At 33.4% G+C, this 24,551-nt stretch carries 26 protein-coding genes; 15 read left to right on the plus strand and 11 right to left on the minus strand.

The features are described from left to right. Positions 1-124 precede the first annotated feature (124 nt). The 3 genes from PMT9312_RS02795 to PMT9312_RS02805 all read right to left on the minus strand — a co-directional run bounded on the left by PMT9312_RS02795 (position 125) and on the right by PMT9312_RS02805 (position 3,489). Entirely contained in the window at positions 125-1,702 is a 1,578-nt protein-coding gene (locus tag PMT9312_RS02795; RefSeq protein ID WP_011376103.1) for a ferredoxin:protochlorophyllide reductase (ATP-dependent) subunit B, read from the minus strand. 4 nt (positions 1,703-1,706) lie between these two features. After that, positions 1,707-2,963 (minus strand): ferredoxin:protochlorophyllide reductase (ATP-dependent) subunit N, encoded by a 1,257-nt coding sequence (locus tag PMT9312_RS02800; protein WP_011376104.1) that lies wholly within the window; start codon positions 2,961-2,963, stop codon positions 1,707-1,709. Positions 2,964-3,120: 157 nt separating this feature from the next. Beyond that, positions 3,121-3,489 carry a hypothetical protein gene (locus PMT9312_RS02805; RefSeq protein WP_011376105.1) on the minus strand — a complete coding sequence of 123 codons (369 nt, stop codon included), beginning with the start codon at positions 3,487-3,489 and terminating at the stop codon, positions 3,121-3,123. A gap of 97 nt (positions 3,490-3,586) precedes the next feature. Here PMT9312_RS02805 and PMT9312_RS02810 point away from each other — a divergent pair, with 97 nt between their 5' ends. Next, the gene (locus tag PMT9312_RS02810; RefSeq protein WP_011376106.1) at positions 3,587-4,357 is read left to right on the plus strand and encodes a hypothetical protein; all 771 of its coding nucleotides are present in this window, start codon (positions 3,587-3,589) and stop codon (positions 4,355-4,357) included. 9 nt (positions 4,358-4,366) lie between these two features. Here the strand turns inward: PMT9312_RS02810 and PMT9312_RS02815 are convergent, their stop codons facing one another. Further along, positions 4,367-4,951 (minus strand): non-canonical purine NTP pyrophosphatase, encoded by a 585-nt coding sequence (locus PMT9312_RS02815; RefSeq protein WP_011376107.1) that lies wholly within the window; start codon positions 4,949-4,951, stop codon positions 4,367-4,369. A 329-nt stretch (positions 4,952-5,280) separates the two neighbouring features. On the opposite strand from PMT9312_RS02815, the gene PMT9312_RS02820 reads away from it, so the two are divergent. The 8 genes from PMT9312_RS02820 (at position 5,281) to PMT9312_RS02855 (ending at position 12,266) form a co-directional block, all read left to right on the plus strand. After that, complete coding sequence (locus PMT9312_RS02820; RefSeq protein ID WP_002807869.1) at positions 5,281-5,592, plus strand: BMC domain-containing protein; 312 nt, start codon at positions 5,281-5,283, stop codon at positions 5,590-5,592. Positions 5,593-5,661: 69 nt separating this feature from the next. After that, complete coding sequence (locus PMT9312_RS02825) at positions 5,662-7,077, plus strand: form I ribulose bisphosphate carboxylase large subunit (protein WP_002805854.1); 1,416 nt, start codon at positions 5,662-5,664, stop codon at positions 7,075-7,077. A 94-nt stretch (positions 7,078-7,171) separates the two neighbouring features. Then, a complete protein-coding gene (locus PMT9312_RS02830; protein WP_011376108.1) occupies positions 7,172-7,513 on the plus strand; it encodes a ribulose bisphosphate carboxylase small subunit in 342 nt (113 codons plus the stop codon). A gap of 79 nt (positions 7,514-7,592) precedes the next feature. Then, positions 7,593-9,893 carry a carboxysome assembly protein CsoS2 gene (locus tag PMT9312_RS02835; RefSeq protein WP_011376109.1) on the plus strand — a complete coding sequence of 767 codons (2,301 nt, stop codon included), beginning with the start codon at positions 7,593-7,595 and terminating at the stop codon, positions 9,891-9,893. A gap of 7 nt (positions 9,894-9,900) precedes the next feature. Next, on the plus strand, positions 9,901-11,430 hold the full coding sequence (locus PMT9312_RS02840) for a carboxysome shell carbonic anhydrase (protein WP_011376110.1): 1,530 nt from the start codon (positions 9,901-9,903) through the stop codon (positions 11,428-11,430). Between the two features lie 2 nt (positions 11,431-11,432). Then, positions 11,433-11,684, plus strand: a complete 252-nt coding sequence (locus tag PMT9312_RS02845; protein ID WP_011376111.1) for a carboxysome peptide A — start codon at positions 11,433-11,435, stop codon at positions 11,682-11,684. Between the two features lie 19 nt (positions 11,685-11,703). Then, positions 11,704-11,952 (plus strand): carboxysome peptide B, encoded by a 249-nt coding sequence (locus PMT9312_RS02850; protein WP_011376112.1) that lies wholly within the window; start codon positions 11,704-11,706, stop codon positions 11,950-11,952. 74 nt (positions 11,953-12,026) lie between these two features. Beyond that, positions 12,027-12,266 (plus strand): 4a-hydroxytetrahydrobiopterin dehydratase, encoded by a 240-nt coding sequence (locus tag PMT9312_RS02855; RefSeq protein ID WP_011376113.1) that lies wholly within the window; start codon positions 12,027-12,029, stop codon positions 12,264-12,266. 6 nt (positions 12,267-12,272) lie between these two features. Here the strand turns inward: PMT9312_RS02855 and PMT9312_RS02860 are convergent, their stop codons facing one another. The 3 genes from PMT9312_RS02860 to gloB form a co-directional block, all read right to left on the minus strand. Continuing rightward, the gene (locus tag PMT9312_RS02860; protein ID WP_002806681.1) at positions 12,273-12,500 is read right to left on the minus strand and encodes a DUF3136 domain-containing protein; all 228 of its coding nucleotides are present in this window, start codon (positions 12,498-12,500) and stop codon (positions 12,273-12,275) included. Between the two features lie 85 nt (positions 12,501-12,585). Further along, entirely contained in the window at positions 12,586-12,978 is a 393-nt protein-coding gene (locus PMT9312_RS02865; protein ID WP_011376114.1) for a RidA family protein, read from the minus strand. Positions 12,979-13,002: 24 nt separating this feature from the next. Continuing rightward, positions 13,003-13,743, minus strand: coding sequence for a hydroxyacylglutathione hydrolase (gloB, locus tag PMT9312_RS02870; RefSeq protein WP_011376115.1), 741 nt, complete (start codon positions 13,741-13,743; stop codon positions 13,003-13,005). A gap of 39 nt (positions 13,744-13,782) precedes the next feature. On the opposite strand from gloB, the gene hisG reads away from it, so the two are divergent. The 3 genes from hisG to PMT9312_RS02885 are packed head-to-tail and all read left to right on the plus strand — an operon-like array spanning position 13,783 to position 16,760. Beyond that, a complete protein-coding gene (gene hisG, locus PMT9312_RS02875; RefSeq protein WP_011376116.1) occupies positions 13,783-14,421 on the plus strand; it encodes an ATP phosphoribosyltransferase in 639 nt (212 codons plus the stop codon). Between the two features lie 12 nt (positions 14,422-14,433). Beyond that, positions 14,434-16,230, plus strand: coding sequence for an ABC transporter ATP-binding protein (locus tag PMT9312_RS02880; protein ID WP_011376117.1), 1,797 nt, complete (start codon positions 14,434-14,436; stop codon positions 16,228-16,230). Continuing rightward, positions 16,230-16,760 (plus strand): GNAT family N-acetyltransferase, encoded by a 531-nt coding sequence (locus PMT9312_RS02885; RefSeq protein WP_011376118.1) that lies wholly within the window; start codon positions 16,230-16,232, stop codon positions 16,758-16,760. The genes PMT9312_RS02880 and PMT9312_RS02885 overlap by 1 nt, the downstream gene beginning before the upstream one ends. Here the strand turns inward: PMT9312_RS02885 and PMT9312_RS02890 are convergent, their stop codons facing one another. Continuing rightward, on the minus strand, positions 16,761-17,444 hold the full coding sequence (locus tag PMT9312_RS02890; protein ID WP_011376119.1) for a TIGR04283 family arsenosugar biosynthesis glycosyltransferase: 684 nt from the start codon (positions 17,442-17,444) through the stop codon (positions 16,761-16,763). Between the two features lie 5 nt (positions 17,445-17,449). Beyond that, positions 17,450-18,061 (minus strand): TIGR04282 family arsenosugar biosynthesis glycosyltransferase, encoded by a 612-nt coding sequence (locus tag PMT9312_RS02895; RefSeq protein ID WP_011376120.1) that lies wholly within the window; start codon positions 18,059-18,061, stop codon positions 17,450-17,452. Positions 18,062-18,255: 194 nt separating this feature from the next. On the opposite strand from PMT9312_RS02895, the gene dnaA reads away from it, so the two are divergent. Then, complete coding sequence (gene dnaA, locus PMT9312_RS02900) at positions 18,256-19,650, plus strand: chromosomal replication initiator protein DnaA (RefSeq protein WP_011376121.1); 1,395 nt, start codon at positions 18,256-18,258, stop codon at positions 19,648-19,650. A 4-nt stretch (positions 19,651-19,654) separates the two neighbouring features. Here dnaA and PMT9312_RS02905 read toward each other — a convergent pair whose 3' ends face one another. Further along, entirely contained in the window at positions 19,655-20,881 is a 1,227-nt protein-coding gene (locus PMT9312_RS02905) for a glutathione S-transferase (RefSeq protein WP_011376122.1), read from the minus strand. A 51-nt stretch (positions 20,882-20,932) separates the two neighbouring features. Between PMT9312_RS02905 and gorA the strand changes: the two genes are divergently transcribed. Then, a complete protein-coding gene (gene gorA, locus PMT9312_RS02910) occupies positions 20,933-22,297 on the plus strand; it encodes a glutathione-disulfide reductase (protein WP_193741799.1) in 1,365 nt (454 codons plus the stop codon). Positions 22,298-22,299: 2 nt separating this feature from the next. Here the strand turns inward: gorA and PMT9312_RS02915 are convergent, their stop codons facing one another. Further along, positions 22,300-23,379, minus strand: coding sequence for a calcium/sodium antiporter (locus PMT9312_RS02915; protein WP_011376124.1), 1,080 nt, complete (start codon positions 23,377-23,379; stop codon positions 22,300-22,302). A 118-nt stretch (positions 23,380-23,497) separates the two neighbouring features. Between PMT9312_RS02915 and pyrC the strand changes: the two genes are divergently transcribed. Then, positions 23,498-24,547 (plus strand): dihydroorotase, encoded by a 1,050-nt coding sequence (gene pyrC, locus PMT9312_RS02920; protein WP_011376125.1) that lies wholly within the window; start codon positions 23,498-23,500, stop codon positions 24,545-24,547. The last annotated feature ends 4 nt before the right edge of the window (positions 24,548-24,551 follow it).

The following is a 24,551-nucleotide window of genomic DNA, read 5'->3' on the forward strand; positions in this document are numbered from 1 at the left end:
AACAAATAGTTATTTATTAAGATTAAAGATACAAGATATATGTTTATAACTAGATATTCTAGGCTTTTTTATTTATTATATGAGTGAAAATACTCATGCCTAGATAATATTTTATTTGTAATAATTAACCAAAAAATGCTTTTGCGTCGTAGAGGGTCTCATCATTAATTTCAGGAAGACCTTTAGAGAGAGCATATTTCTCTGTATTTGATTTAACTTTACCTCTCACAAAAAATGGTACTTTTGTAAGTTCTGCTTTCCCAGATTCTGTCCAAAGAATACTTTTTTCTTGAATATTCATATTACTTTGCGCTTGCTTAGTTTCTTTATTATCAGGAGCATTTGTCGCAGTATGTCCTAGATGACTTTGATGACCGTCAACAAACTCGAAGTCATGTTTAAACATATCAATAAGATGCTCTTCTAATCCCATCATTAGAGGATGAACCCAGTCGTCAAAAATCACATTTGCTCCTTCCCATCCCATTTGAGGACTATATCTAGCGGGAACATCCTGGACATGCATTGGGGTACTTATCACTGAACATGGAATTCCAAGCCTTTTTGCGCTATGCCTTTCCATTTGAGTTCCTAAGACCAATTCAGGGGACGCTTTTTTCATAGCATCTTCAACTTCAAGGTAGCTATTAGTTATTAGTGCTTCTATATTTAAATCCTTAGCGGCAGCTCTTACTTGTCTTGCCATTTCTCTGCTGTAGGTTCCTAGACCTACGACTTCAAAGCCTAATTCATCTTTGGCAATTTTTGCCGCTGCGATAGCATGAGTACCGTCACCAAATATAAAAACCCTTTTCCCCGTCAAATAATTAGAATCAACTGACTTTGAATACCATGGAAGTTTTGACTTGTTCTCTAGCTCTCCTTTATTTGTTAAAGGGAGGTCAAGCTTTTCATGAACTTCATGAATAAAGTTAATCGTATTTTTTATACCAATTGGAATAGTAGTGGTATATTCCATTCCGCAATTACGTTTAAGCCATTCACAAGAAATCTCAGCAATTTCATGATATAGGCAAACATTAATATCAGCATCAATTAATCTCTCAATATCTTCTGGACTTGAACCCAGTGGTGCAACAACATTAGTATCAATACCTTGCTCTGAAAGTATACGTTGAATTTCGATTACATCATCTCTGCATCTAAATCCTAATAATGTAGGACCTAATATATTAACTTTAGGTCTTCGACCTAAAGACTTCCATCTTTGAGGGTTGATTTTATCAATTTCATTTACCTTATCTTTTAAAAGAGTTCTAATTATTTGATAAAAGGTTTCTGAAGCTCCCCAGTTTTCTTTTTTGCTGTAAGCAGGAAGTTCAAGGTTAACAATTGGAATATCAAAACCCATACCCTTAGCAAGAGCACCTGGCTGATCTTGTATTAGTTCAGCAGTACAACTTTCTCCTACTAAAAGGGTTTTTGGTTTAAATCTTTCAACTGCCTCAGTAATATTCCTTTTAACTAATTCAGCTGTATCTCCTCCTAAATCTCTAGCTTGAAACGTTGTATAAGTTACAGGAGGTCTCTGACCTCTTCTCTCGATCATTGTAAAAAGGAGATCTGCATAAGTATCTCCTTGAGGAGCATGGAGTACGTAATGAATATCTTTCATTGATGAAGCCACTCTCATTGCACCTACATGAGGTGGTCCTTCGTATGTCCAAAGAGTTAATTCCATAATTTTAATGAGTCGCTAATGTTTTGGATGTAAGTATTTGATTCCTTTTTAAAGGCCTTGAGAAAAGTCCAGCCAAGTCAGCTGCTTGATCAATTCCGTGTATTGGACTAAATACCATTTCTATAGACCATTTTGTACTAATACCCTCTGCTTCCAGTGGGTTGGCTAAACCCATCCCACAAACTACCAAGTCAGGACTTGTAGCTCTAACACGATCAAGTTGTTTCTCTACATGCTGACCTTCAACTATTTTTGTATCATCCGGTAATAAATTAAGCTCCTCATCCATCAAATCTTTATTTAAGTATGGAGTTCCAACTTCAATTAGCTCCATTCCACATTCGTTATGTAAAAATCTTGCTAATGAAATCTCAAGTTGTGATTCTGGTAAAAGGAATAATTTTTTACCTCTTAATATTTCAGTATGTTTTTCTAGTGCTTGCCTAGCTCTATTAGCTAAAGGAGCAATTACCTCATGAACTTTTAATTCATTAATTTTAAAAGCATCTGCCCCAGCTAAAAACCATTTACTGCTGCCCTCCACACCTAATGGAAATGGAGCATAAATTATCTCACAACCACGATGCTTAAGGTCCCTGACCGTATCACTTAAGTATGGTTGAGTTAATAAAACCTTTGTGTTCTTTCCGATTTTTGGTAATTCAGTTGATTGCCTGGGAGGAAAACTTTCAACATTAGTTATCCCAATATGATTGAAAATCTTCTTGAATCTATCTTCAACATTATTCGCTAATGTCCCAACTAATAATAATTTCTCATCATCTGTAGATTCCATTAAGGGGACAAGAGCTTTTAATGCACCATCTTCTCCTTGTGTAAATGTAGTTTCGATCCCACTACCTGAGTAGTTCACAAATCTTACTTGACCTAAAAATCGTTTGTTTAATTTTTCAGAAACAGTTGCAAGATCAAGCTTAATAACTTCGCTAGGGCAAGAACCAACTAGGAAAAGAGTCTTTATTTCAGGTCTTCTAGAAATAAGATCATTTACTACTCTATCGAGTTCTTCGTGAGCATCGGCAAGACCAGCAAGATCTTTCTCTTCGAGAATAGCTGTACCAAATCTTGGTTCAGCAAAAATCATTACCCCTGCAGCACTTTGGATTAAATGTGCGCATGTTCTTGATCCAACAACCAGAAAAAATGCATCTGGCATTCTTCTGTGTAACCAAACTATTGAAGTTAGTCCACAAAAGACTTCTCTTGGCCCAGTTTCTTTATTAAGTTCTACTTTACTCATTAAAAATATTTAGAGCTTATCCTTTAAGCTTGCATAAACTTTTTAATTTAAGAAAGTAATTAATAAGTTCTCTTACAAAATGCACACATTTAAAAAACTTATATGAATGTTTAAATACTTAAATGAGAATTATTAAATAGATTTTTTAGGGGGTGATTTAATTTCTGTAGAAGGAATTTCCTTGACTTGTTTTTGAAATCCTCCATACATTTCTAGCTATTTTCGTAGCTAATAATCCTGCTCTTTCTAACTTAGATTTTCCAGGTTTTGCTCCAATTAAAGCTGTCACTTCTGAAGTCGTTAAAGGTGCTCCGGTATTAATAGCTAATTGGGTTAACTCCAATCTATCTCTAAGGTTCTTAAGATTTACTTTTTCTATGTTATCTTCTTCTAACCAACTAAAAGATGGGTCTTTCTGAGACAGTTTTTGCATCAAGCTTAAGCTTACTAATCCAAGAGTTTGATCAGGAGTTAATTCTTTTTCAGTACCAGAAACATTTGGTTCTTTTTTTTGAGATGTTCCCATAAAAATGCATATCTTTTACTTGAAGTTATCGTTTTGTGGGCAGCATGCAAGTAAATTTAATAGAAAAAATGGACCATTATCCGTTATAGTCGCGTGAATGGAACCAACTTCTAGCTTTAACAGAGGAGAACGAAAAAAAGGGAGTTCTCTTGTAACAGGATCTGAGGTGCAATCTCAGTCCAGTGGTGCTAGCTGCTTTATTACTACTGATTCAGAAAAGTCTTTGGTATCCAGACAAGCAAGTCAAGTTGAGCAAATTGAGTTGAGAACATATGTTTTTTTAGATTCTCTGCAACCTCAATTAGCTGCATATATGGGAACGGTTAGTAGAGGTTTTTTACCTATTCCTGGTGATTCATGTCTTTGGATGGAAGTTTCGCCTGGGATGGCCGTTCATAGAGTCACTGATATTGCATTAAAAGCAAGTAATGTAAGACTTGGGCAGATGATTGTTGAAAGAGCATTTGGATCTCTTGCTCTTTACCATAAAGACCAAAGCACCGTTTTACATTCTGGAGATGTTGTTCTAGATGCTATTGGAAGTGAAGTTAGAAAAAGAACAAAACCTGCCACAAGTTGGACTGAAGTTATTCGAGCTATTACTCCAGATCATGCTGTTCTAATAAATAGACAAAACAGAAGTGGATCAATGATTCAATCTGGAATGAGCATGTTCATATTAGAAACCGAACCAGCTGGATATGTTTTAAAGGCAGCAAATGAAGCTGAAAAAGCATCTAATATAACCGTTGTTGATGTTAAGGCAGTTGGAGCTTTTGGTAGATTAACTCTTGCGGGGAAAGAAGGGGATGTAGAAGAAGCGGCAGCTGCAGCTATAAGAGCAATTGAAGAAATTTCGAATTATTGAGAATTTTTTTTAATTTAAACCTATTTCTTTTTTTAAAAAAGGCGAAATAATTTTTGCAGCTTTACCCCTACTGCCTAATTTACTTAGTTGTGATTGTGATAGCTCTCCGTAAACACAATTAGCTTCTTTAACCCAAAAAATTGATTCGAATTCCCCCTTTGGGTATTTGGGCTTCTTAAGAATTTCTCCCCAGCATATTCCAGTTGTATCCTTCACTAAGTTTCCTGAGGGATCACATAAAACCATACAGCTTATAAATCTTGCGCTTCTATAAGGACTGTCAGAAAGTTCATTGATTAATTTTTTGATTTTTTCAGCGTTGTTTTTGGCATATCGAGCAGAATATATGCCTGGTCGACCATCTAAAATATCTACTTCAAGACCCGAGTCATCAGCTAATGCCCAAGTTTTTGTCTCTAACGCAGCTGCCTTTGCTTTTAGAAGTGCATTCTCAAAATATGTATTTCCAGTCTCTTCGACATTTAAATATTCTGGTTGCTTCTCTACTCTTAAAGACAAAACATCAAGCATTTCTGAAATTTCAGATACCTTTCTTTGGTTGCCACTGGCAATTGTTAGAACTGGAAGGTTCAAAATAACAAATAAATTTATGGTGAATATTATCTTACTTCAAAGCTTGATACGGAGACAGGAAAGGTTGAACATTCCACACCTGTGTAGACAGGGCCTGCCTCGTACGGAGATAACTTAATGTAAATTTTTGATTAACACAATAGTATGTTTTGATGCTCTAACTAAATCTCATAAGGATTAATATATCAATAATACCAAGGGTGATAAGTTTATCTTATGAATGGTAGAAAAAAGATTAATAGACTTTTTAGGTAAAAACACTTGACTTATAAGTACTTAATGGACCATTCTTGCAAACGAACATTCCACATTTAGTAATTTAGTAGGCAATGGCTACAGAAACAATGGGTATCGCTCTCGGCATGATCGAGACACGCGGACTTGTACCTGCAATCGAAGCAGCAGACGCAATGACCAAGGCAGCAGAAGTTCGTCTTATTGGTCGTGAATTCGTAGGTGGCGGTTATGTCACAGTATTAGTTAGAGGCGAAACAGGAGCAGTTAACGCAGCTGTTAGAGCTGGTGCTGATGCTTGTGAAAGAGTTGGTGATGGTTTAGTCGCAGCTCACATTATTGCTCGTCCTCACAGAGAAGTTGAACCTGCCCTAGGTAACGGTGAATTTCTTGGTCAAAAGGACTAATTAAGTAAAGCAAGATTTATAAATTTTGCACAATAATTATTTTCCCTACACAGACCTAAATTTATCCTTATGAGTAAGAAGTATGATGCAGGGGTAAAGGAGTACAGAGATACCTACTGGACTCCTGAATATGTACCCCTAGACACCGATTTACTAGCCTGTTTCAAATGTACAGGTCAAGAAGGTGTTCCAAGAGAAGAAGTTGCAGCAGCTGTTGCAGCGGAATCTTCAACAGGTACTTGGTCAACAGTTTGGTCCGAGTTACTTACAGACTTAGAATTTTATAAAGGACGTTGTTATCGAATTGAAGACGTTCCAGGAGATCCTGAAGCTTTTTATGCTTTTATCGCATATCCTCTAGATCTTTTTGAAGAAGGTTCAATTACAAACGTATTAACATCTCTAGTAGGAAACGTTTTTGGATTTAAAGCTCTAAGACATTTACGTCTTGAAGATATTAGATTCCCAATTGCTTTCATCAAAACTTGCGGTGGTCCACCAAATGGAATCGTAGTTGAAAGAGATCGTTTAAACAAATACGGAAGACCTCTTCTTGGTTGTACCATTAAACCTAAATTAGGCTTATCTGGTAAAAACTATGGTCGAGTTGTATATGAATGTCTTAGAGGCGGTCTTGATTTAACGAAGGATGACGAGAATATTAATTCTCAACCATTCCAGCGTTGGAGAGAAAGATTTGAGTTTGTTGCAGAAGCAGTTAAGCTCGCTCAGCAAGAAACTGGAGAAGTTAAAGGTCACTACCTAAACTGTACTGCTAACACTCCTGAAGAACTTTATGAACGAGCTGAATTTGCAAAAGAGCTAGATATGCCAATCATCATGCATGATTATATAACTGGTGGTTTTACTGCAAATACTGGATTAGCAAACTGGTGTCGTAAAAATGGCATGCTTCTGCACATTCATAGAGCTATGCATGCTGTTATTGATAGACATCCAAAGCATGGTATTCATTTCAGAGTTCTAGCAAAATGTTTGAGACTCTCCGGAGGAGATCAATTGCATACTGGAACTGTTGTTGGAAAACTAGAAGGTGATCGTCAAACAACTCTTGGCTACATTGACAACTTAAGAGAGTCATTTGTTCCTGAAGATAGATCAAGAGGTAACTTCTTTGATCAAGATTGGGGTTCAATGCCAGGAGTATTTGCTGTCGCATCAGGTGGTATTCACGTATGGCATATGCCTGCACTTTTAGCGATTTTTGGAGATGATTCTTGTCTTCAGTTCGGTGGAGGAACACATGGCCATCCATGGGGTTCAGCTGCTGGAGCTGCAGCCAACAGAGTTGCTTTAGAAGCTTGTGTAAAAGCACGTAATGCGGGTCGCGAAATCGAAAAAGAGAGTAGAGACATTCTTATGGAAGCTGCTAAGCATAGTCCTGAATTAGCTATTGCTCTCGAAACTTGGAAGGAAATCAAGTTTGAGTTTGATACCGTCGACAAGCTTGACGTTCAAGGTTAAACCAAATTTCAAAATTGAGGAGATTCTTTTTCTCCTCAAACTTCTACAAATCTCGTTCTATTACGAGTAATTTCCATTCACATATAGATTAATTATGCCTTTCCAGAGCACAGTAGGCGACTATCAAACAGTCGCAACCCTGGAAACATTCGGTTTCTTACCACCGATGACCCAGGAAGAAATATACGATCAAATTGCATACATAATTGCTCAAGGTTGGAGTCCTGTCATTGAGCATGTTCACCCTAGTGGAAGTATGCAAACTTATTGGTCTTATTGGAAACTCCCATTCTTTGGGGAAAAAGATCTTAACTTGGTTGTAAGTGAATTAGAGGCATGTCATAGAGCATACCCTGATCATCATGTAAGAATCATCGGTTACGATGCTTACACACAAAGCCAAGGAACAGCTTTTGTAGTTTTCCAAGGACGCTAAATCTACTTTATGTAGTAAATATCTTTCTCCAAAAAAAATTGGAGAAAGTTTTTTTTAAAGAGTTTCAAATTTGAAGATTATGTCAAAAAAAACCAGTAGAGAGATTGCACTAGAAAGAAGAAAGGCGATGAGTGATAGTGGAAAAAAAGCTTCTGCTTATTCTTCGACTACTCAAGATAGAGTTCGATCTTCTCAAGATATACAGATTTCTGGTACTCAGTCTTCTTCTAATAATCAAAATATTATTAAACCTGCTACAAAACATATTCCAAAAACTCAGATAAATATAAAGTCTTCTTCAAAAACTTTATCTAGTAAAGAGTTAGTTATAGAGAGAAGAAAAGCAATGTCTACGCATGGCAAATCAGCTATAAATTCATCTGATAGAACTCGTACTGATGTTAAAAAAGAAATATCGGTAAACGAAGTCAAATCAACTGCTGTTAAAAATCAAGAAATTCAAAACTCAAATAATACAGAAATTAAAACTCTAAAACCAAATGTTAAAAGAAGAGTTAATCAGAAGAGAAAGCCTATTTCTAATACAAGTAGAGATATTGTTTTAGCGAGAAGAGAAGCTCAATCTAAGCATGGTAAATCAGCATCTAAACAAAATACTAGTGCAGCTTCTTTAGCTAGAAGGGGAGATCCAGATTTAAGTAGTAGAGAAATTTCTCAGAGAGTAAGAGAGCTAAGAAGTAAAACTGGTGCAACAGGTAGTAATAAAGGTAATGGTAAATGTAGACCATGTGGTCCAAATAAAAATGGAGCCAAACAAAATATTGCTGATGCTAGTTGGAAAGTTGGCAAAAGTGAAACTGATTCAGGTCAAATAGTTACTGGAACACAAGCTAATAGATCTCTAAAAACTACAGGTAATGAAGCAAGTACATGTAGAACAGTTACTGGGACCCAATATATGGGAGCAGATGTGATTGATCAATTTTGTCAAGATAGACCAAGTTATAAACAACCACTTAGATCTACTGTTACCTCAACAACATCAGGGAATAAAGTAACTGGTAATGAAGTTGGTAGATCTGAGAGAGTTACAGGGGATGAGCCAGGAACTTGTAAACACCTAACAGGTACGGAGTATGTATCTGCTAATCAATCACAGAAGTATTGTGGTGATGTTCCAAGAAATCCATCAAAGGTTAAACATAGTACTACAATTGATGGATTAAAAGTGTCTGGTTCACTTCCTGGCAGATCAACACTAGTTACTGGAGATGAATCAGGTTCTGGACATCAATTGACTGGAGATCAATATCTTGGATCTGAGCCAAATCCAAAAGGTAAAGCATTTGAAAAAGTAGGCAGCTACAATACTCTTAATGGGAATAATGTAACTGGTACAGGGGTAGGAAGATCAGACCATATGACAGGTAATGAACATGGGAGTTGCAAGAATGTAACTGGTGATGAGTACATAGGATCTCAGCAATATGAGAAGTTTTGCGGTTCAAAACCAAAACCGGAAGCTAGGAAAGTAGGTTTAAGCCTTTCTTCAAAGTCTAATTTGATAAGTGGGACTATGACAGGAAGATCAAAAACAGTAACTGGAGATGAACCAGGTTCTTGCAAAGTGTTAACAGGAACACCATATGCAGGCTTAGATCAGATTAATGAAAATTGTAGTAGTGAAACTTCTGAAGATATGAAATCCCGAGCAACAGTTAATTCTGGAAATAATTCAAATGCCAGACTTACAGGTCAGCAACCGGGAATAGGCGGAGTAATGACAGGTGCTAAGAAAGGTGCTTGTAAGAATCTAACAGGAACTCCCTACGTTGGTGGAGATCAGTTCTCAAACGCTTGTGATAATCCTCCTCATGATACTGCGTATGCGAATCCGGAACAATCAGCAGGCAATTCTTGGAACGAATTCTCTGTTAAGTCACCTTCAAGAGAAAAATATTCCGAAAAAAATACACAAGGTGTTACCGGTAATGAATATGAAAATGGCTCAAAGATAACAGGACCTTTTGATATGGCAATAGATAAAGTTACTGGAACTGAAAAATTTAGATTCGAACCTAATAAAAATATTACTTATAAACAAAAAATGCAAATTGAAGAGGTAGATCGTGCTGCAAAGACCCCAGAAAAAAGAGTTGCATCTAGGATTACAGGGGAAGGACAATCCGTGGGAAACGTAACTGGCGATGATTGGGATCGCGGTGATAAGGTAACAGGAACAGAGGGAGCTTCTTCTAGAAAGAGAAATCCATCAAGAGCAGGAAACATGAGCGCAATGCCCCCTTTAGAAGTTAAAAGAAATGAGGAAACAGAAAAACCGGATTTCTTAATAACTGGATCTAGTGGTAATACTCGTGAAGGACAACTTGTTACCTTTTCAGGTGGTGCAAGAGGTTAAGTAAATAATGCCTTTAAGAGGACTGGCTAAAGCCAAGAACTTCACATTGGGGCCTACAGCTCCAATGAAAACTTTTACGGAAAATATTCATATACAAACTAAAGAATCAAATGATTTAAGAAATCCCGGAAAGTTTCATAAATTAACTAATAATGTTCAAAATGAAAACCTATTTAGCTATGAAAGCAGAATAAAAAGTGATTTTGACGAAATTGTTCCAACTCTTAAGGAAATTGCTCGTATACAACATCATGAAGATTTTATAAATAAGGCTCAGACAATATCAAGAAAAAATTTGGGAATAGATTTACCCCTTCATATATTAGATAAATCTTGGGTTAAACCTCTTGATATGAGAGCTTTATATGCATGGTGTGCTTTCAAACAACATGAGAAACTTAGTGATAATTTTTTTAATAATGACCCGCTTGAAGGTGCTGCTGGAAGTAGAGATGCGGAAGACTTTGAAAAATTTCTTTTAGATTGTGGAATACATTTACTTGATATAACTCCTTGTTCAGATGGGCGATTAGCTCATTCAGTCGCTTATGTAATGAGAATACCTTTTAGTTCAGTAAGAAGAAGATCCCACGCTGGAGCACTGTTTGATATTGAAAATACCGTAAATCGATGGGTAAAGACTGAACATAAAAGATATAGAGAGAATATTCCTAATGCAGCTCATAAAGATACCAGGTACTTAAAAGTTGTAACTTATCATTTTAGTTCAGTAGATCCTTTGCATCAGGGTTGCGCAGCTCATGGAAGTAATGTCGGGTTAGCTGCAGGAGAAGGTAGAAATAAACTATATGCTTTCAAAGAGGCTGTAGAGAATAGCTTTTGCTGCGGTGCCTCCGTGGATTTAATGTTAATTGGACTTGATACAGACACTGATTCATTAAAAATACATTTGTCAACTAGCGATGGCAATATAGATTTAGAAAAAACTATTTCTACATTAGAAATTTATAATTCAACAATAAATTTTTCAAAAGAGGATGCAGAAAGAGAAATTTGTCAAACAATTTCAAAGCATTCTTCAAAAGATAAACTCAATGGGCTGGAAAAATTTATGTATAAATTAATTGTCAATAATATTTCTCAAATTGATTATGTTAAGAGTTTTCATAATGGTTCTTATGTAGATATTGGTCATGCAGAGAGGTTTATTGGAGTTGGTATAGGTTTTAAAGAAGTACATCTCAGAAATTTAACTTATTTTGCTCACTTAGATACAGTCGAAGAAGGGGCGCCAGATTTGGATGTAGGAGTGAAGATTTTTACTGGATTAAATGTTTCTCAAGATCTACCTATTCCAGTAGTTATAAGATTTGATTACTCTGGCAAAGTACCTGGAGCAAAAGAGAGGGCAATAAAAGATTGTGAAAGAGTTAATAATGCGATATCAATTAGATATAAAAATTTAGTTGATCAAGGTTTGTTACATACTTGCTCTACTATTAGAGATAGGGACAACATTCATTCCGCCCAACTTATTGGAATGTCTTTAGATAAAAAAACAGAGGAGGCTCACTAGTTATGTTAATTTGCAAGGTTGTAAAACCACTTGTATCTACCAATAGGATTCCTGGTTTTGAACATAAACATCTACAGGTTGTATTGGATGGCTCTTCAAGTAAGGTCGCAGTAGATGCTGTTGGCTGTAAGCCCGGAGATTGGGTTATTTGTGTTGGAAGTTCTGCTGCTAGGGAAGCTGCAGGAAGCAAATCTTATCCAAGCGATTTAACGATTGTTGGAATAATAGATCATTGGGATACTGAAAAAGCATGAATAAAGGAGAATAGAAATCGTGGAAATCATGAAGGTATTAGGAAGGATGGTATGTACTCAAAGAGTTGCTGGCTTAGGCCATATGAATTTACGAATATTGGAAAATAACAAGGGAAAGAAGTTAGTTGCTGTTGACCCTGTTGGCGCTAGAGAAGGTAATTGGGTTTTTACTGCTAGTGGTTCGGCTGCGAGATTTGCTTGCCCTAATCCAGAAGTTCAAACCGATTTAACAATTGGCGGTATTATTGATTATTGGGAGAGTGATTAAATATTCTAACTTAAAAAGTTTATTGAGAAACTTTGCTGAATGTATAGTGTAATTAGTCTTCAATAAAGAATTTAATGTGGAATGAAAGAGAATCACCCTTGAGGATTGAAAAAAGATTTGAATTTGAGAAATACTCAAAGATTAGTAAATTCATGGAGAAAATTGAGAAATTATGTAAAGAAAAGGATATCTATCCAAATATAAGCTTTGGTAAGAATTTTGTTAGTCTTTCAATTTTTTTAGATAATAAATCAATATCTGATAAGGTAAAAGACTTTTCAAAGGATATAGATAAATTTTATTTAGAAGATTAATCTCTTTTAATAATTATTGGGCTTAGCAATATCTCGTTTAATTAAAGCCATTAAATATGTGGGAGCTTTATATCTCCCTGGGAGACATCTATTTAAAGTTTCGAGATGCCCCCAACAAACTGTCTTTTCTATATCTTTAACTGAGTTACCTTTTAAAATTAATAATCTAAGAGCTTTACAAAATAAAGGATAGCCTGCTTCTAATTCATCTATATTAAGCTTTGCTGCCGACATAGACCAATGAGGAATTACCAATTAATAATCTATACAAATATGGTGCAGAATTGGATCAAATTTCAAATTTCTCAATAATTAGAAATTAATCTAGAAATGCAACGCAATCTATTTCAACTAAAACTCCTTTGGGTAAAGATGAAACTTCTACACAGGCCCTTGCGGGAGGATTCTCTACGTTGAAAAAGTCGCTATATATATTATTGACAATTTGAAAATTACTCAAGTCGGTTAAATAAATAGTTGTTTTCACTACATCCGCGATCTTTGCTCCACCAGCTTTAAGAACAGCTGAGAGATTTTTTAAAACTTGAATAGTTTCCTTCTCTATATCACCTAAACATGTTATTTCATTTGTAGCTGGATCTATAGCAATTTGACCAGAACAGTAAATAAAATCCCCAGCTTTTATTGCTTGATTATAAGGTCCGACTGGATCTGGAGCATTAGATGTTTTAATTACTTTCTTAGAGGACATTTGTTTAAGATGATACTTATCTATTTAAACCCATAAGTCTTTATTTTCTCTTAAAAAAGTAAATTCTTTTAAATTTTTTGCTCTTAAGAAAAGGTTTATTTTCATTTCTTCATCCAGTAAAAATGGAATTGTCAATTCGTTTATAGAAAGTTTTTTTTCAACTTGCAAAAGTTTATTTTTTATATCTTGATCTTTAGGTTTGAGATTCAATGCCCATAATAGATTTGCCTTGGTATATTCATGAGCACAATATATTAAGGTATTTTTTGGTAAAGACTTTATTCTTTCTAGAGAAGAGTACATTTGTTGATATGTTCCTTCAAAAATTCTTCCACAGCCTCCTGAAAATAAAGTGTCGCCAATAAAAAGGACAGGACTTTCACCATTTACAAAGAAGGCGATATGCGAGTTTGTATGTCCTAATACTTCAATTATTTTTATTTCTTCGCCTAAGATATTCAAGGTTTCACCATCCTCCACAGATATATTTTGAAAGGGTATTCGCTTTTTATCTTTGGAAGAAGCAATCACCTGAACATTTGGCCATCTTTCAATAAGATATTTCGTTCCTCCAATATGATCTGAATGATGATGAGTTTGCAAAATAGCTTTTATGTACAAATTGTTTTCATCTATGTATCTAATTACTGGTTCGTGTATCGCTGGATCTATAACAACTACTGATTTATCTTTTTCCCATAACCAAATGACATTATCATTTAAAACTCTAAGTCCTATTATATTTTGAGCTTTATTAAATTCCATTATTAACTTAGAATGAAGAATCCTTGGAAAAATTGATCTATGTTTACTATAGCTTTACCAAAAGGAGCTCTGTTAGAAGATTCAATTTCAATTTTTAAAAGAGCTGGGTTAGATTTCTCTGATGCTTTGGAAGAAAATAATAGATCATTAACCTTTGAATCAAATTGCAAACGGGCTAAAGCCTTATTGGTAAGAAATGGAGATGTACCTGTTTATGTAAGTTATGGGCAGGCCGATTTGGGTATTGTTGGATATGACGTTTTACGAGAGTCTGAATTAAAAGTCGCAAAATTACTCGATTTAGGATTTGGGGGTTGTCATATGTCATTGGCGGTTAAGAAAAATAGCAATTATTCCAAACCAACTGATCTTCCCGCGAATTGTAAAGTAGCAAGTAAATTCACGAAAACAGCAAGATCTTATTTTGATGAATTAAATATACCTGTAGAAATAGTTCATTTAACAGGATCTGTCGAACTTGGTCCTATTACAGGTATGGCAGAGGCAATAGTTGATTTAGTCGCAACAGGAAAGACTCTTCAAGAGAATGGTTTAATTAAAATAGATGATATTTTTTACTCAACTGCAAGACTAATTGGAAATCCCTTATCTATTAGGTTAGATGATAATCATCTCAGAGATACGATTTTATCAATAGAATCAATTAATGCTTTATAGAAGATTAGCTAAATGTTTTTGAATGATTTTAGAAGGATTAAAAAGTTAGGTAAATATTTAACTAAAGATAAAAAAACAATCTATTTAATCTTAATAGTATTGCTACCGGTTTCATTCTCTGGAGCTATTCAACCACTATTGGTAGGTCAAGCAATTACTATTCTTAAAAACGAAAGTACAGATGTTTGGCTAAGTAAAACTTTTTTTGGGCAGTCAATAAATGCCATAATTTTAACTTTATTTGTGACAGTTATTTTCAGGTTGATTTTGCAAGGATACCAAACCTACAATATCCAAGCGGTGGGACAGAAATTAACTGCAAGGATAAGGAGAGAACTTTTTGATCATTCAATATCTTTATCTCTCAAGTATCACGATAAAATGCCCGTTGGTAAATTGTTAACGAGATTAACCAATGACGTTGATGCTTTAGCCGAGGTTTTTGGTAGTGGAGCAGTTGGAGTAATTGCTGACTTTGTCAGTCTGATAGTAATCTCTTTGACAATGCTTTCAATTGATAGAGGGCTTGCCATTTTATTGCTATTAACTCAGATTCCAGTTTCATATTTCATTATTTGGCTTCAAAAACGGTATAGAAGAGCTAATTATCAAGTTAGGGAAGAATTGTCTCAACTCAACTCTGATTTTCAAGAGAATCTTCAAGGTTTAGAAGTCGTTCAGATGTTCAGAAGAGAGGCTTTCAATAGCAAGAAATTTTCTAATACTGGAGTTGCTTACAAGAAAGCAGTAAATGGAACAATTTTTTATGATAGTAGCATTTCGGCATTTATAGAGTGGATTTCTCTTGCCGCAGTTTCCTTGGTTTTGGCAGTTGGTGGATATCTTGTTACTTCTGGAAATATTGGTTTAGGAACATTAACAACTTTTATTTTATATTCCCAAAGACTTTTTGAACCTTTAAGGCAGCTTGCAGAAAGATTTACTCAGATACAAGGAGGTCTAACAGCTGTTGAAAGAATAAATGAATTATTGGATGAAGAAATACAGATTAAGGACTCTATTTCCACAAAACATTTTTCAGAAAATACTCAAAATGTAAATAAGCAATTTCAAGGCAAAATTGAGTTCAAGAATGTTAATTTCTTCTACAAAGAAGGAGAAGATATCATAAAGAATTTATCTTTCATGATCAATCCAGGAGAGCATGTGGCTTTCGTAGGACCAACTGGTTCAGGTAAAACAACTATAATTAGATTATTATGTAGATTGTATGAACCTCAATCAGGCCAAATTTTAATCGATGATATAGATATCAAAGATATTCCTATCGCAACTCTTAGAAATATGTTGGGAGTGGTTTTGCAAGATACCTTTATCTTTAGTGGAAATGTTGCAGATAATTTGAAACTAAATTCGAATATAGACAATCTTGAATTAGAAAGTCTTTGTAAAGAATTAGGGTTAGATAATTTGTTAAAAAAATTACCAGAAGGTTTGAACACCTTTCTGAGAGAAAGAGGGGGGAATCTTTCTTCTGGCGAGAGACAACTTCTTTCAGTAGCTCGAGTAGCGATTAGAAATCCTGTTGTTTTAATAATGGACGAAGCTACAGCGTTTATGGATCCTTCTACAGAGGCTACTTTGCAGAAAGATCTTCAGAGAATTCTGTCAAAAAGAACAGCATTAGTAATAGCTCACAGACTAGCAACTATTGAAAATTCTGATAAGATTTTAGTTTTAAAAGCAGGATCATTAGTTGAAGAGGGAACACATAGTGAATTGAGACAGAAAAAGGGTTTATATTTTCAGCTCTCTGAGCTTCAACAAAAAGGATTTGCGAATTTTTAATGATTTTTAGAAACCAAGGTTCATTAACAAAAAAATCGAACATTATATCGAGAGATAAGCTGATAGATATCTATGGCTTAAATTCTTATGAATTCACTCAAAAAAATAAAGAAGAAATATTTGTATGTAGTAAAAATAAAGAGTTAGATCTAATAGAACTAGACCAACTTTTGCAAACTGTTGGTTGGAGCAGGCGACCTATAAGGAGAGTTAAAAGAGCTTTGGATTTTAGTATTTTGGTAGTTGGTTTATGGCGTCATGATGATAAATTTCCCAGACTAGTAGGATTTGCAAGATGCACTGGCGATGGAATTCTAGAAGCAACAGTTTGGGATGTGGCTGTTAATCCTGTCTATCAAGGACTAGGATTGGGTAAAGAAATAATGAAATATGTTCTAAAAGAATTAAAAAATATTGGTATTTCTAAAGTCACACTTTTTGCTGATGCGGAAGTGGTTACATTTTACAAAAGACAAGGTTGGATATTAGAACCAAGAGGTTCTAAATGTGCTTTTTGGTATGCAAATTAATCATTTTTTGTAGTAGTCAGAATATATAGATTTTATCGATTCTCCTTTTAACCATCTTCTTCTAAATTTCCAGTTCTTAAGTGCTTGGAGAAAAATATTAGTTCTTTCCCATTTTCTTGAACTTATGAAAATAGGTAGATTTAATTGTTTTAAATTTTTTTTATTATTTAATCTCCTTAAGAAATCTACGTCTTCCATTAAAGGTATCTTTCTAAAACCATTATTCTTAAAATAAGTCCTTCTATTAATTATTAAACCTTGATCACCATAAGGTTTTTTAAAATATTGACTTCTAAAATTTACAAGAATCTCGAGAACTCTATAAATTATCTTTTTCTGATTAATTTTAAATTTAAAATAGTAAATATAATTTTTGTCTCCCTTTAAAATTGAATTTATTTTTCTAAACCAATCATGAGTTAATCTTGTGTCCGCATGCAAAAAAATGAGCCAGTCCCCTTTTGAATGCTTGGCACCCATATCTAATTGTAAACCTCGATTTCTTTCTTTAGATTTGTATACTTTTGCTCCATAAATATTTGCGATATCAATAGTTTTATCTTCACTACCACAGTCAACAATAATAATTTCGCCCTCTTTCTGAATAATTGACAAGTCTGAAAGCAATAATGGCAAATTATTGGCTTCATTGATAGTTGGAATGATAATTGAGATTTTAGACAAGTTGATTAATTTCTATTTTCAATATCAAGTATCGTATCTATATCTATTTTTTTATCTAAAAACTTATATTTCAATTTTGTAGAAGCAAAATTATCAATTGTACTTTGAAGAACATTTTCTGTACCCCACCTAATTTTGATAAAAGGTAAATATAGATTCTTTGACATTATTTTTTCTGATAAACCAATAAGCCAATATCCTCCATCATTAGATGGTCCTAAAATAAGATCATTTTGTTTTAGCTCTCTTAGTGTATTCAATAAATCTTGATGGCATAAATCTGGAAGGTCAGTACCAATAAAAATAATATTTTTGATCTTATGTTGAGTACAAAACTTTTTGTTGATAATTATTTGCCTTTTCATTTTTTCTCCCAAGCAGCCTTTCCCCTGTAAATTAAATTTTTTGATGCCTAATTCTTTAGACCATCTCATACAATTCTTTTTTCCTAAACCAGATATAGCTATAGAAATATCAATGAGTTTAGTCTTTTGGAGATATTTGGCGACTGAAATAGTGTGTTTAGTCATCACACTTTGTACTTTTGCAGAATTACTTTTACCTATATCTTTTGATAATCTTGTTTTGCATCTTCCAAAACCATGCCATTTTGCCATGATAATAAGTAATGCTTTATCCAATAATTTTGAAAGATTTAAAATAATTATATGCCTATTAAAAAAATATTAAATTTATTTTTATAAATTTAGATGATGCTTTGTTAAATAATTTTAAATTTGTTGTGATCTTGTGATTTGATAATGTGCAATTATTAATTTCCAACTAGATTAATAATCTAAAGAAAAAAATTTTGCAAGCAATTAATCCTATTTGGGCGGAAGTTCAAAAATCACTACAAAAAACTTTAAGTAAGCCTTCATTTGAGACATGGATAAGGCCTGCTAAATTTAATTGTTTTGAGAATGGCTTATTGACCTTAATCGCTCCAAATACGTTTTCCAGTGACTGGTTAAGAAAGAATTATTGTGAAACTATCGAAAAAACTGCAAAAGAAATTTGCGGCTATGATGTAAAAGTTATTTTTAAATCTGAAACAAATATCAACAGCTATTTAACAAATAAAGAGAACCTAGATGAAAAGAAAGTGGATCATAAAACAAAATCATTTTCTAATAATAGCCAAGATATTTCTTCAAAAAATCGATCCAAAAAGCCTAACGGTTTAAATTTACGCTATGTCTTTAAAAGATTCGTTGTAGGTCCAAATAGTAGGTTGGCTCATGCCGCAGCTTTAGCGGTTGCCGAATCTCCCGGTAGAGAATTCAATCCATTATTTATTTGTGGTGGAGTGGGTCTTGGTAAAACTCATTTAATGCAGGCAATAGGTCATTATCGAGTAGAAATAGATCCAGAAGCAAAAGTCAAATATGTATCTACAGAGACTTTTACTAACGACGTTATTAGTGGTATTAGGAGAGATGGAATGACGGCTATTCGAGATAAATATAGAAATGTAGATTTGATTTTAATAGATGATATACAGTTCTTAGAAGGTAAAGAGTATACACAGGAAGAATTTTTTCATACCTTCAACGCTCTTCACGAATCAGGAAGTCAAATAGTTATTGCAAGTGATAGACCTCCAAATCAATTGTCGGGAATTCAAGAGAGATTGATTTCTAGATTCTCAATGGGTATGACTGCAGATATTCAACCGCCCGACCTTGAGACAAGGACGGCTATTCTTCAAAAAAAGGCAGAACAAGAGAGGATGAATCTTCCAAGAGATTTAATTCAATTTATAGCAGGAAGATTTACTTCGAATATTCGAGAATTGGAAGGGGCCTTTACTAGAGCTGTTGCATTCGCATCAATAACTGGCTTGCCAATGACAGTCCAATCAATTGCTCCAATGCTTGATCCAAATAGTGTTGGAGTAGTTGTTACTCCAAAACAAGTTATTAACAAAGTGTCAGATTTCTTTAAAGTTTCTACTGATGAATTGATTAGTTCAAGTAGGAGAAAACCAGTGAGTCAAGCTAGGCAGATAGGTATGTATCTTATGCGACAAGGAACAGATCTAAGCCTACCAAGAATTGGAGATGAATTTGGGGGCAAAGACCATACAACTGTTATGTATGCTATTGAACAAGTTGAAAAAAAATTATCTATTGATCCTAATATTGCAAGTCAAGTTCAAAAAATAAGAGATTTACTTCAAATAGATTCAAGAAAAAATTTATAATTAACTATAAAATAAAATTTCTAGGATCTTGATCATATCTATGCATAAGAGGTATCTTATCGATTTCATTTTTGTCACTTAGCAATTCAATTTTATTCAATGATTGTCTTAATAACCTTGCGGAAATAAGTGGCATATCTCTTGGAACTGAGATTCTATTTTTTAAGTATTTTATAGATATTCCTGAAAGTTTCTCAGTTATACGAATTTCACCTGTGATCATGTGTGTCAAAGCTGATCTCAATGATTCATCAAAGGATTCTTTATCGTATGGGTTTACTTTTATTAAACTGTCTTTATGCTTTATTACTCTTTTAAGAGCAATTTTCGCGAAATATTTTGAATCATAATTTTTATTTAATTCATAATTCCCAAGACCTTTCCCGTTATCTATTAACTCAGATAACGCTATCTGTTGTTCATTGCTTTCTTTATAACATCCACCCATTTGTGGAGGTAAATCATGAGAGTGAGTATGAAAATCTCCTTGAGTGCCTCTATAAGTACTTGTCTCTTCAAAAAGGGTAAGCCAGTTATCTACATAACGGTAATTAGATCTTAAATTAAATCCTTTATAATAAGTTAATGAAGCATTCATTCTCTCCATATAAGGAATAAAAATTATATCTCCAACACCAGGCTCAATTTCACCTGTATTTGATGCTGATGGATCAACAAACCCTGATTTTGATTTTCTCAAGATTTCATCAAATTTAGAAATTGATTCTTTAAATCTTTTTTTTCTAAAAGAATTATCTATAAAATTAAAGCTTTCTCGGCAAAGCCAATTACACCAGGATCTGAAAATTTCTCTTTCTAATTCTCGAGTTTTAATAAGGTGACTAGATGTTATAAAGGAACCAAGTGCTCCAAATTCATTTTCTAAAAAAGATATGATATCATCGCTTTCCGTTATAAATTGCCCTTTGAATTCAATTGCAGGTAATTTACCTGATTTAACTTTATGAAGGAACCAACTTTCTTTTTTACCGTAACAAAACATGTTTATTTTTTTGACTCTGTACGGAATTCTTTTATATTCAAGCCATAACCATATTTTCTGACAGTAAGGACACCAAGAATGCCTATCCCTATAGAGGGTAATTATTACATCATTTGCAGTATGCCCAAATAATCTTAAATTTGCATAGGAATTATTAATACCATTGACTCTATCAAGATCTTCAACTTTATATTTATTTAAATCTTCCCATGTCAAAATATCATTCATTCTTTGAATTAAGGCTATAAACTAACTTTATAATAATTGATTAAAAAAATCTTGGAATTTCAATTTGATTTGATTGTTGTTGGCGCTGGATCTGGAGGACTGGCGGCGGCTAAACGTGCTGCTAGTTATGGCGCAAAAGTTGCAATCATAGAAGTAAATAAAATAGGAGGAACTTGTGTAATAAGGGGATGTGTTCCTAAGAAATTGATGGTTTATGCAGCTAAAAGTAAAAAAAATATGGATTCTTCTGAAGGATATGGATTAAAAAGTGAAGGTATTAGTTTTGAATCAGATATTTTATTGAAGAATGTTAGAGAGGAGGTTTCCAGATTAAGTGATTTACATAGAAATTCTTTAAATAAACTAGATGTAACTGTTTTTGAGGGCTTAGGAAGATTCACTGCTCAAAATGAATTAGAAATAATTTGTCCAAAAACAAAGAAAATTATAAATAAAATTAGCTCAAAAAAAATTCTTATTTCAGTTGGAGGTAAACCAAAGAAATTGAATATCCCAGGAATGGATTTGGCATGGACTAGTGACGATATTTTTGAGTTAGAAAATTTTCCTAAATCAATTTTAATAGTGGGTGGAGGATATATTGCCTGCGAATTTGCTTCTATTTTCAGGAATTTAGGTACTGAAGTAACTCAATTAATAAGAGGTCAACGTTTACTTAATGGTTTTGATGAAGATCTGTCTTCATGCTTAGAAGAATCACCTACTTTTACTGGAATAAATATCATCTTCAATACTCAATTAAAGTCTATCAGGAGAGTAAATGGGAATCTGGAATCTACTTTGGATTCCGGTGAGAAAATTTTAACTAATAATATCCTTATTGCTACAGGTAGAGAACCAAATCTTATCCCTTTAAATTTAGATTTTTTAAATCTAAAGATGGATGGCCAATATTTAGATGTTAATGAACTTAATCAAACAAGCAACGCTAATATTTTTGCAGTTGGCGATATCATAAACAGACCAAATTTAACTCCAGTAGCAATTGAACAAGGTAGAGTCTTTTCGGATAATTTCTTTAATGACCAAAAAAGAAAAGTAAATTATGAAAATATCCCGAAGGCAGTTTTCACTATACCAGAAATTTCAACAGTTGGTTTAAGCGAGAAAAGAGCGAAAGAGGTTTACTCTGAGAAAAATATAAAAATTTTCAAATGTAAATTTACGCCTATGTCTAATACTTTTAAAGAGAAAAAAACAAAATGTATGTTGAAGATTGTAGTTAATTCAATAACTGATAAAGTACTGGGATGCCATATGTTTGGAGAAACATCATCTGAGATTATTCAAATGGTATCAATTGCATTAAACGCAGGTATAACAAAAAAAGACTTTGATACTACTATGGCTTTGCACCCAACTATCTCAGAAGAATTTGTGACAATGTATGGCTAAAATTATGATTCAGAAAATTTTAAATTTTCTTGAGCAAATAGAATTACTACAAGTAATGAAAAGTAAAAAATTAAACCTATCCTTAATTCAGAAAGATAATTAAATTCATTCAAAAAGAGTATCTTGTCAAGAATGTAAAAAATATAAAGATTAAGCAAAATAAATCCTTCAATTCTCGTAATTTTTCCTTTGCTCCAAAAAATTGGTAAGCATGCAAAGGTAGTTAAAACCATAAAAGGTAAGTCAACTTTTATTAGGCTTTGTTCAATTACTAAACCTTTAAATCCTGAAAAAATACTACAACTTCCAAGAATTAGAAGTTGATTGAGCAAATTGCTTCCAATTACATTCCCAATCGCAAGATCTGTTTTGCCTTTAAATGCTGCAATTATTGAGGTTACTAATTCTGGCAAAGATGTTCCAGTGGCGACAATAGTTAAACCAATAACAATTTCATTTACACCTAAAAGAGTAGCGAGAGTTTGAGAACCGTTTACTAAAATATTTGAACCAAAGCTTAAAAGAAATATTCCCAATATTAACTTTAGTAAAATATTTAGCTTTCCTTTATGGTTATTTTTGAATTCAGCTATCTCTGGTTCAGCATCTTTTGTAGCCTCTTCTTTCTCATTGATAGTATTAATTTCCCATATTGTATTTAAGACTAAACAAAATATTAGAAAGATCCCTGCTTGCAATGTTAATAAGCCTGTTGATGACATTGCCCAAACAGCACAAGAAATAGCCATTAATAGAGGGACATCTCTTCTGACTATCCTGCTTTTTACCTTAAGTGGTGTTATCAATGAGCTTATACCTAAAACTACAAGAACATTGAAGATATTGCTTCCTATTACATTGCTAGCCGCAATCGAATCACTACCTTTTAAAATTGAACTTAAACTGACTAATAATTCAGGAGAGCTTGTACCTAGTGAAACAACTGTTAAACCAATAACTATTTGAGGTATTCCTAAAATCAAAGATAAATATATAGCTCCTTGGATAAAGAACTCTCCTCCTGCAAAAAGTAAAACAACTCCTAAAAATATTTCTATTATTGGAAATAAAAAATCACTCATATTCAAGCTTTTATTTAGATAATTAAAATTTTAATAATTGATTAATAACTATCCTCGAATATCTATAATTTATTGTCAATTTTAATTTGCTGTTAAAATTGATTAAATAGTAAAAATTTTGAAGACATTAACCATAATAAAACCTGATGATTGGCATTTACATTTAAGAGAAGGTCTTGTATTAAAAAATATCATTCATTTTACTTCAGAATTTTTTGGAAGAGCTATCGTTATGCCAAATACTAAAATTCCCATAACAACTATTGATGGCGCTATTTCTTACAAAAAATCTATTGTTGAAGCGTTACCAGAAAGTTCTAAGTTTGAACCATTAATGACAATGTATCTTACAGATGAGACTGATAAAGGAGAACTAATAAATGGTTTCAAAAATAATGTTTTTTTCGCAGCAAAATTATATCCTGCTAATGCCACAACAAATTCCATTCATGGAGTTAAGAAAATAAAAAATCTATATAAGATCTTTGAATCAATGCAAGATTCTGGAATGCCTCTTCTAATTCATGGGGAAGTGACTGATTCTGAAGTGGATGTATTTGATAGAGAAGAAGTTTTTATAGATAGAGAACTTTCCCAAATAACTAAAAGATTTCCAAAATTAAAAATCGTTTTAGAACATATAACCACCTCTTATGCAGTGGATTTTGTTCAAGAAAATAATATTGGAGCTACTATCACTCCCCATCATTTGCACATAAATAGAAATGCAATGTTTTTTGGAGGCTTAAATAGTGATTTTTACTGCTTACCTGTGGCTAAGAGGGAAAAAAATAGACTGGCTTTGAGGAAAGCTGCAACAAGTGGGAAAGAATGTTTTTTCTTGGGAACTGACTCTGCTCCACACCTAAGAAAGTGGAAGGCTTTTTGTGGTTGTGCAGGTATTTTTAATTCGCCAGTAGCAATAGAAAGCTATTTAACTGTATTTGAAGAGGAAAATGCTCTAGATAATTTTGAGAAGTTTGCAAGTTTGAATGGCTCTGATTTTTATAATTTGCACCCAAATAAAGAAAAATTAAAATTAGTGTCTAAACCTAATAAAATTAAAGAATATATTGATGTTGTTGAAGAAAAAAATATTGTCGGACAAATAAAACCATTTCATGCAGGTGAAACTTTACAATGGCATGTAGAAGGGATTGTAAATTAACAAA

This window comes from Prochlorococcus marinus str. MIT 9312 (genome assembly GCF_000012645.1).
In the GTDB taxonomy this organism is placed as follows: domain Bacteria; phylum Cyanobacteriota; class Cyanobacteriia; order PCC-6307; family Cyanobiaceae; genus Prochlorococcus_A; species Prochlorococcus_A marinus_L.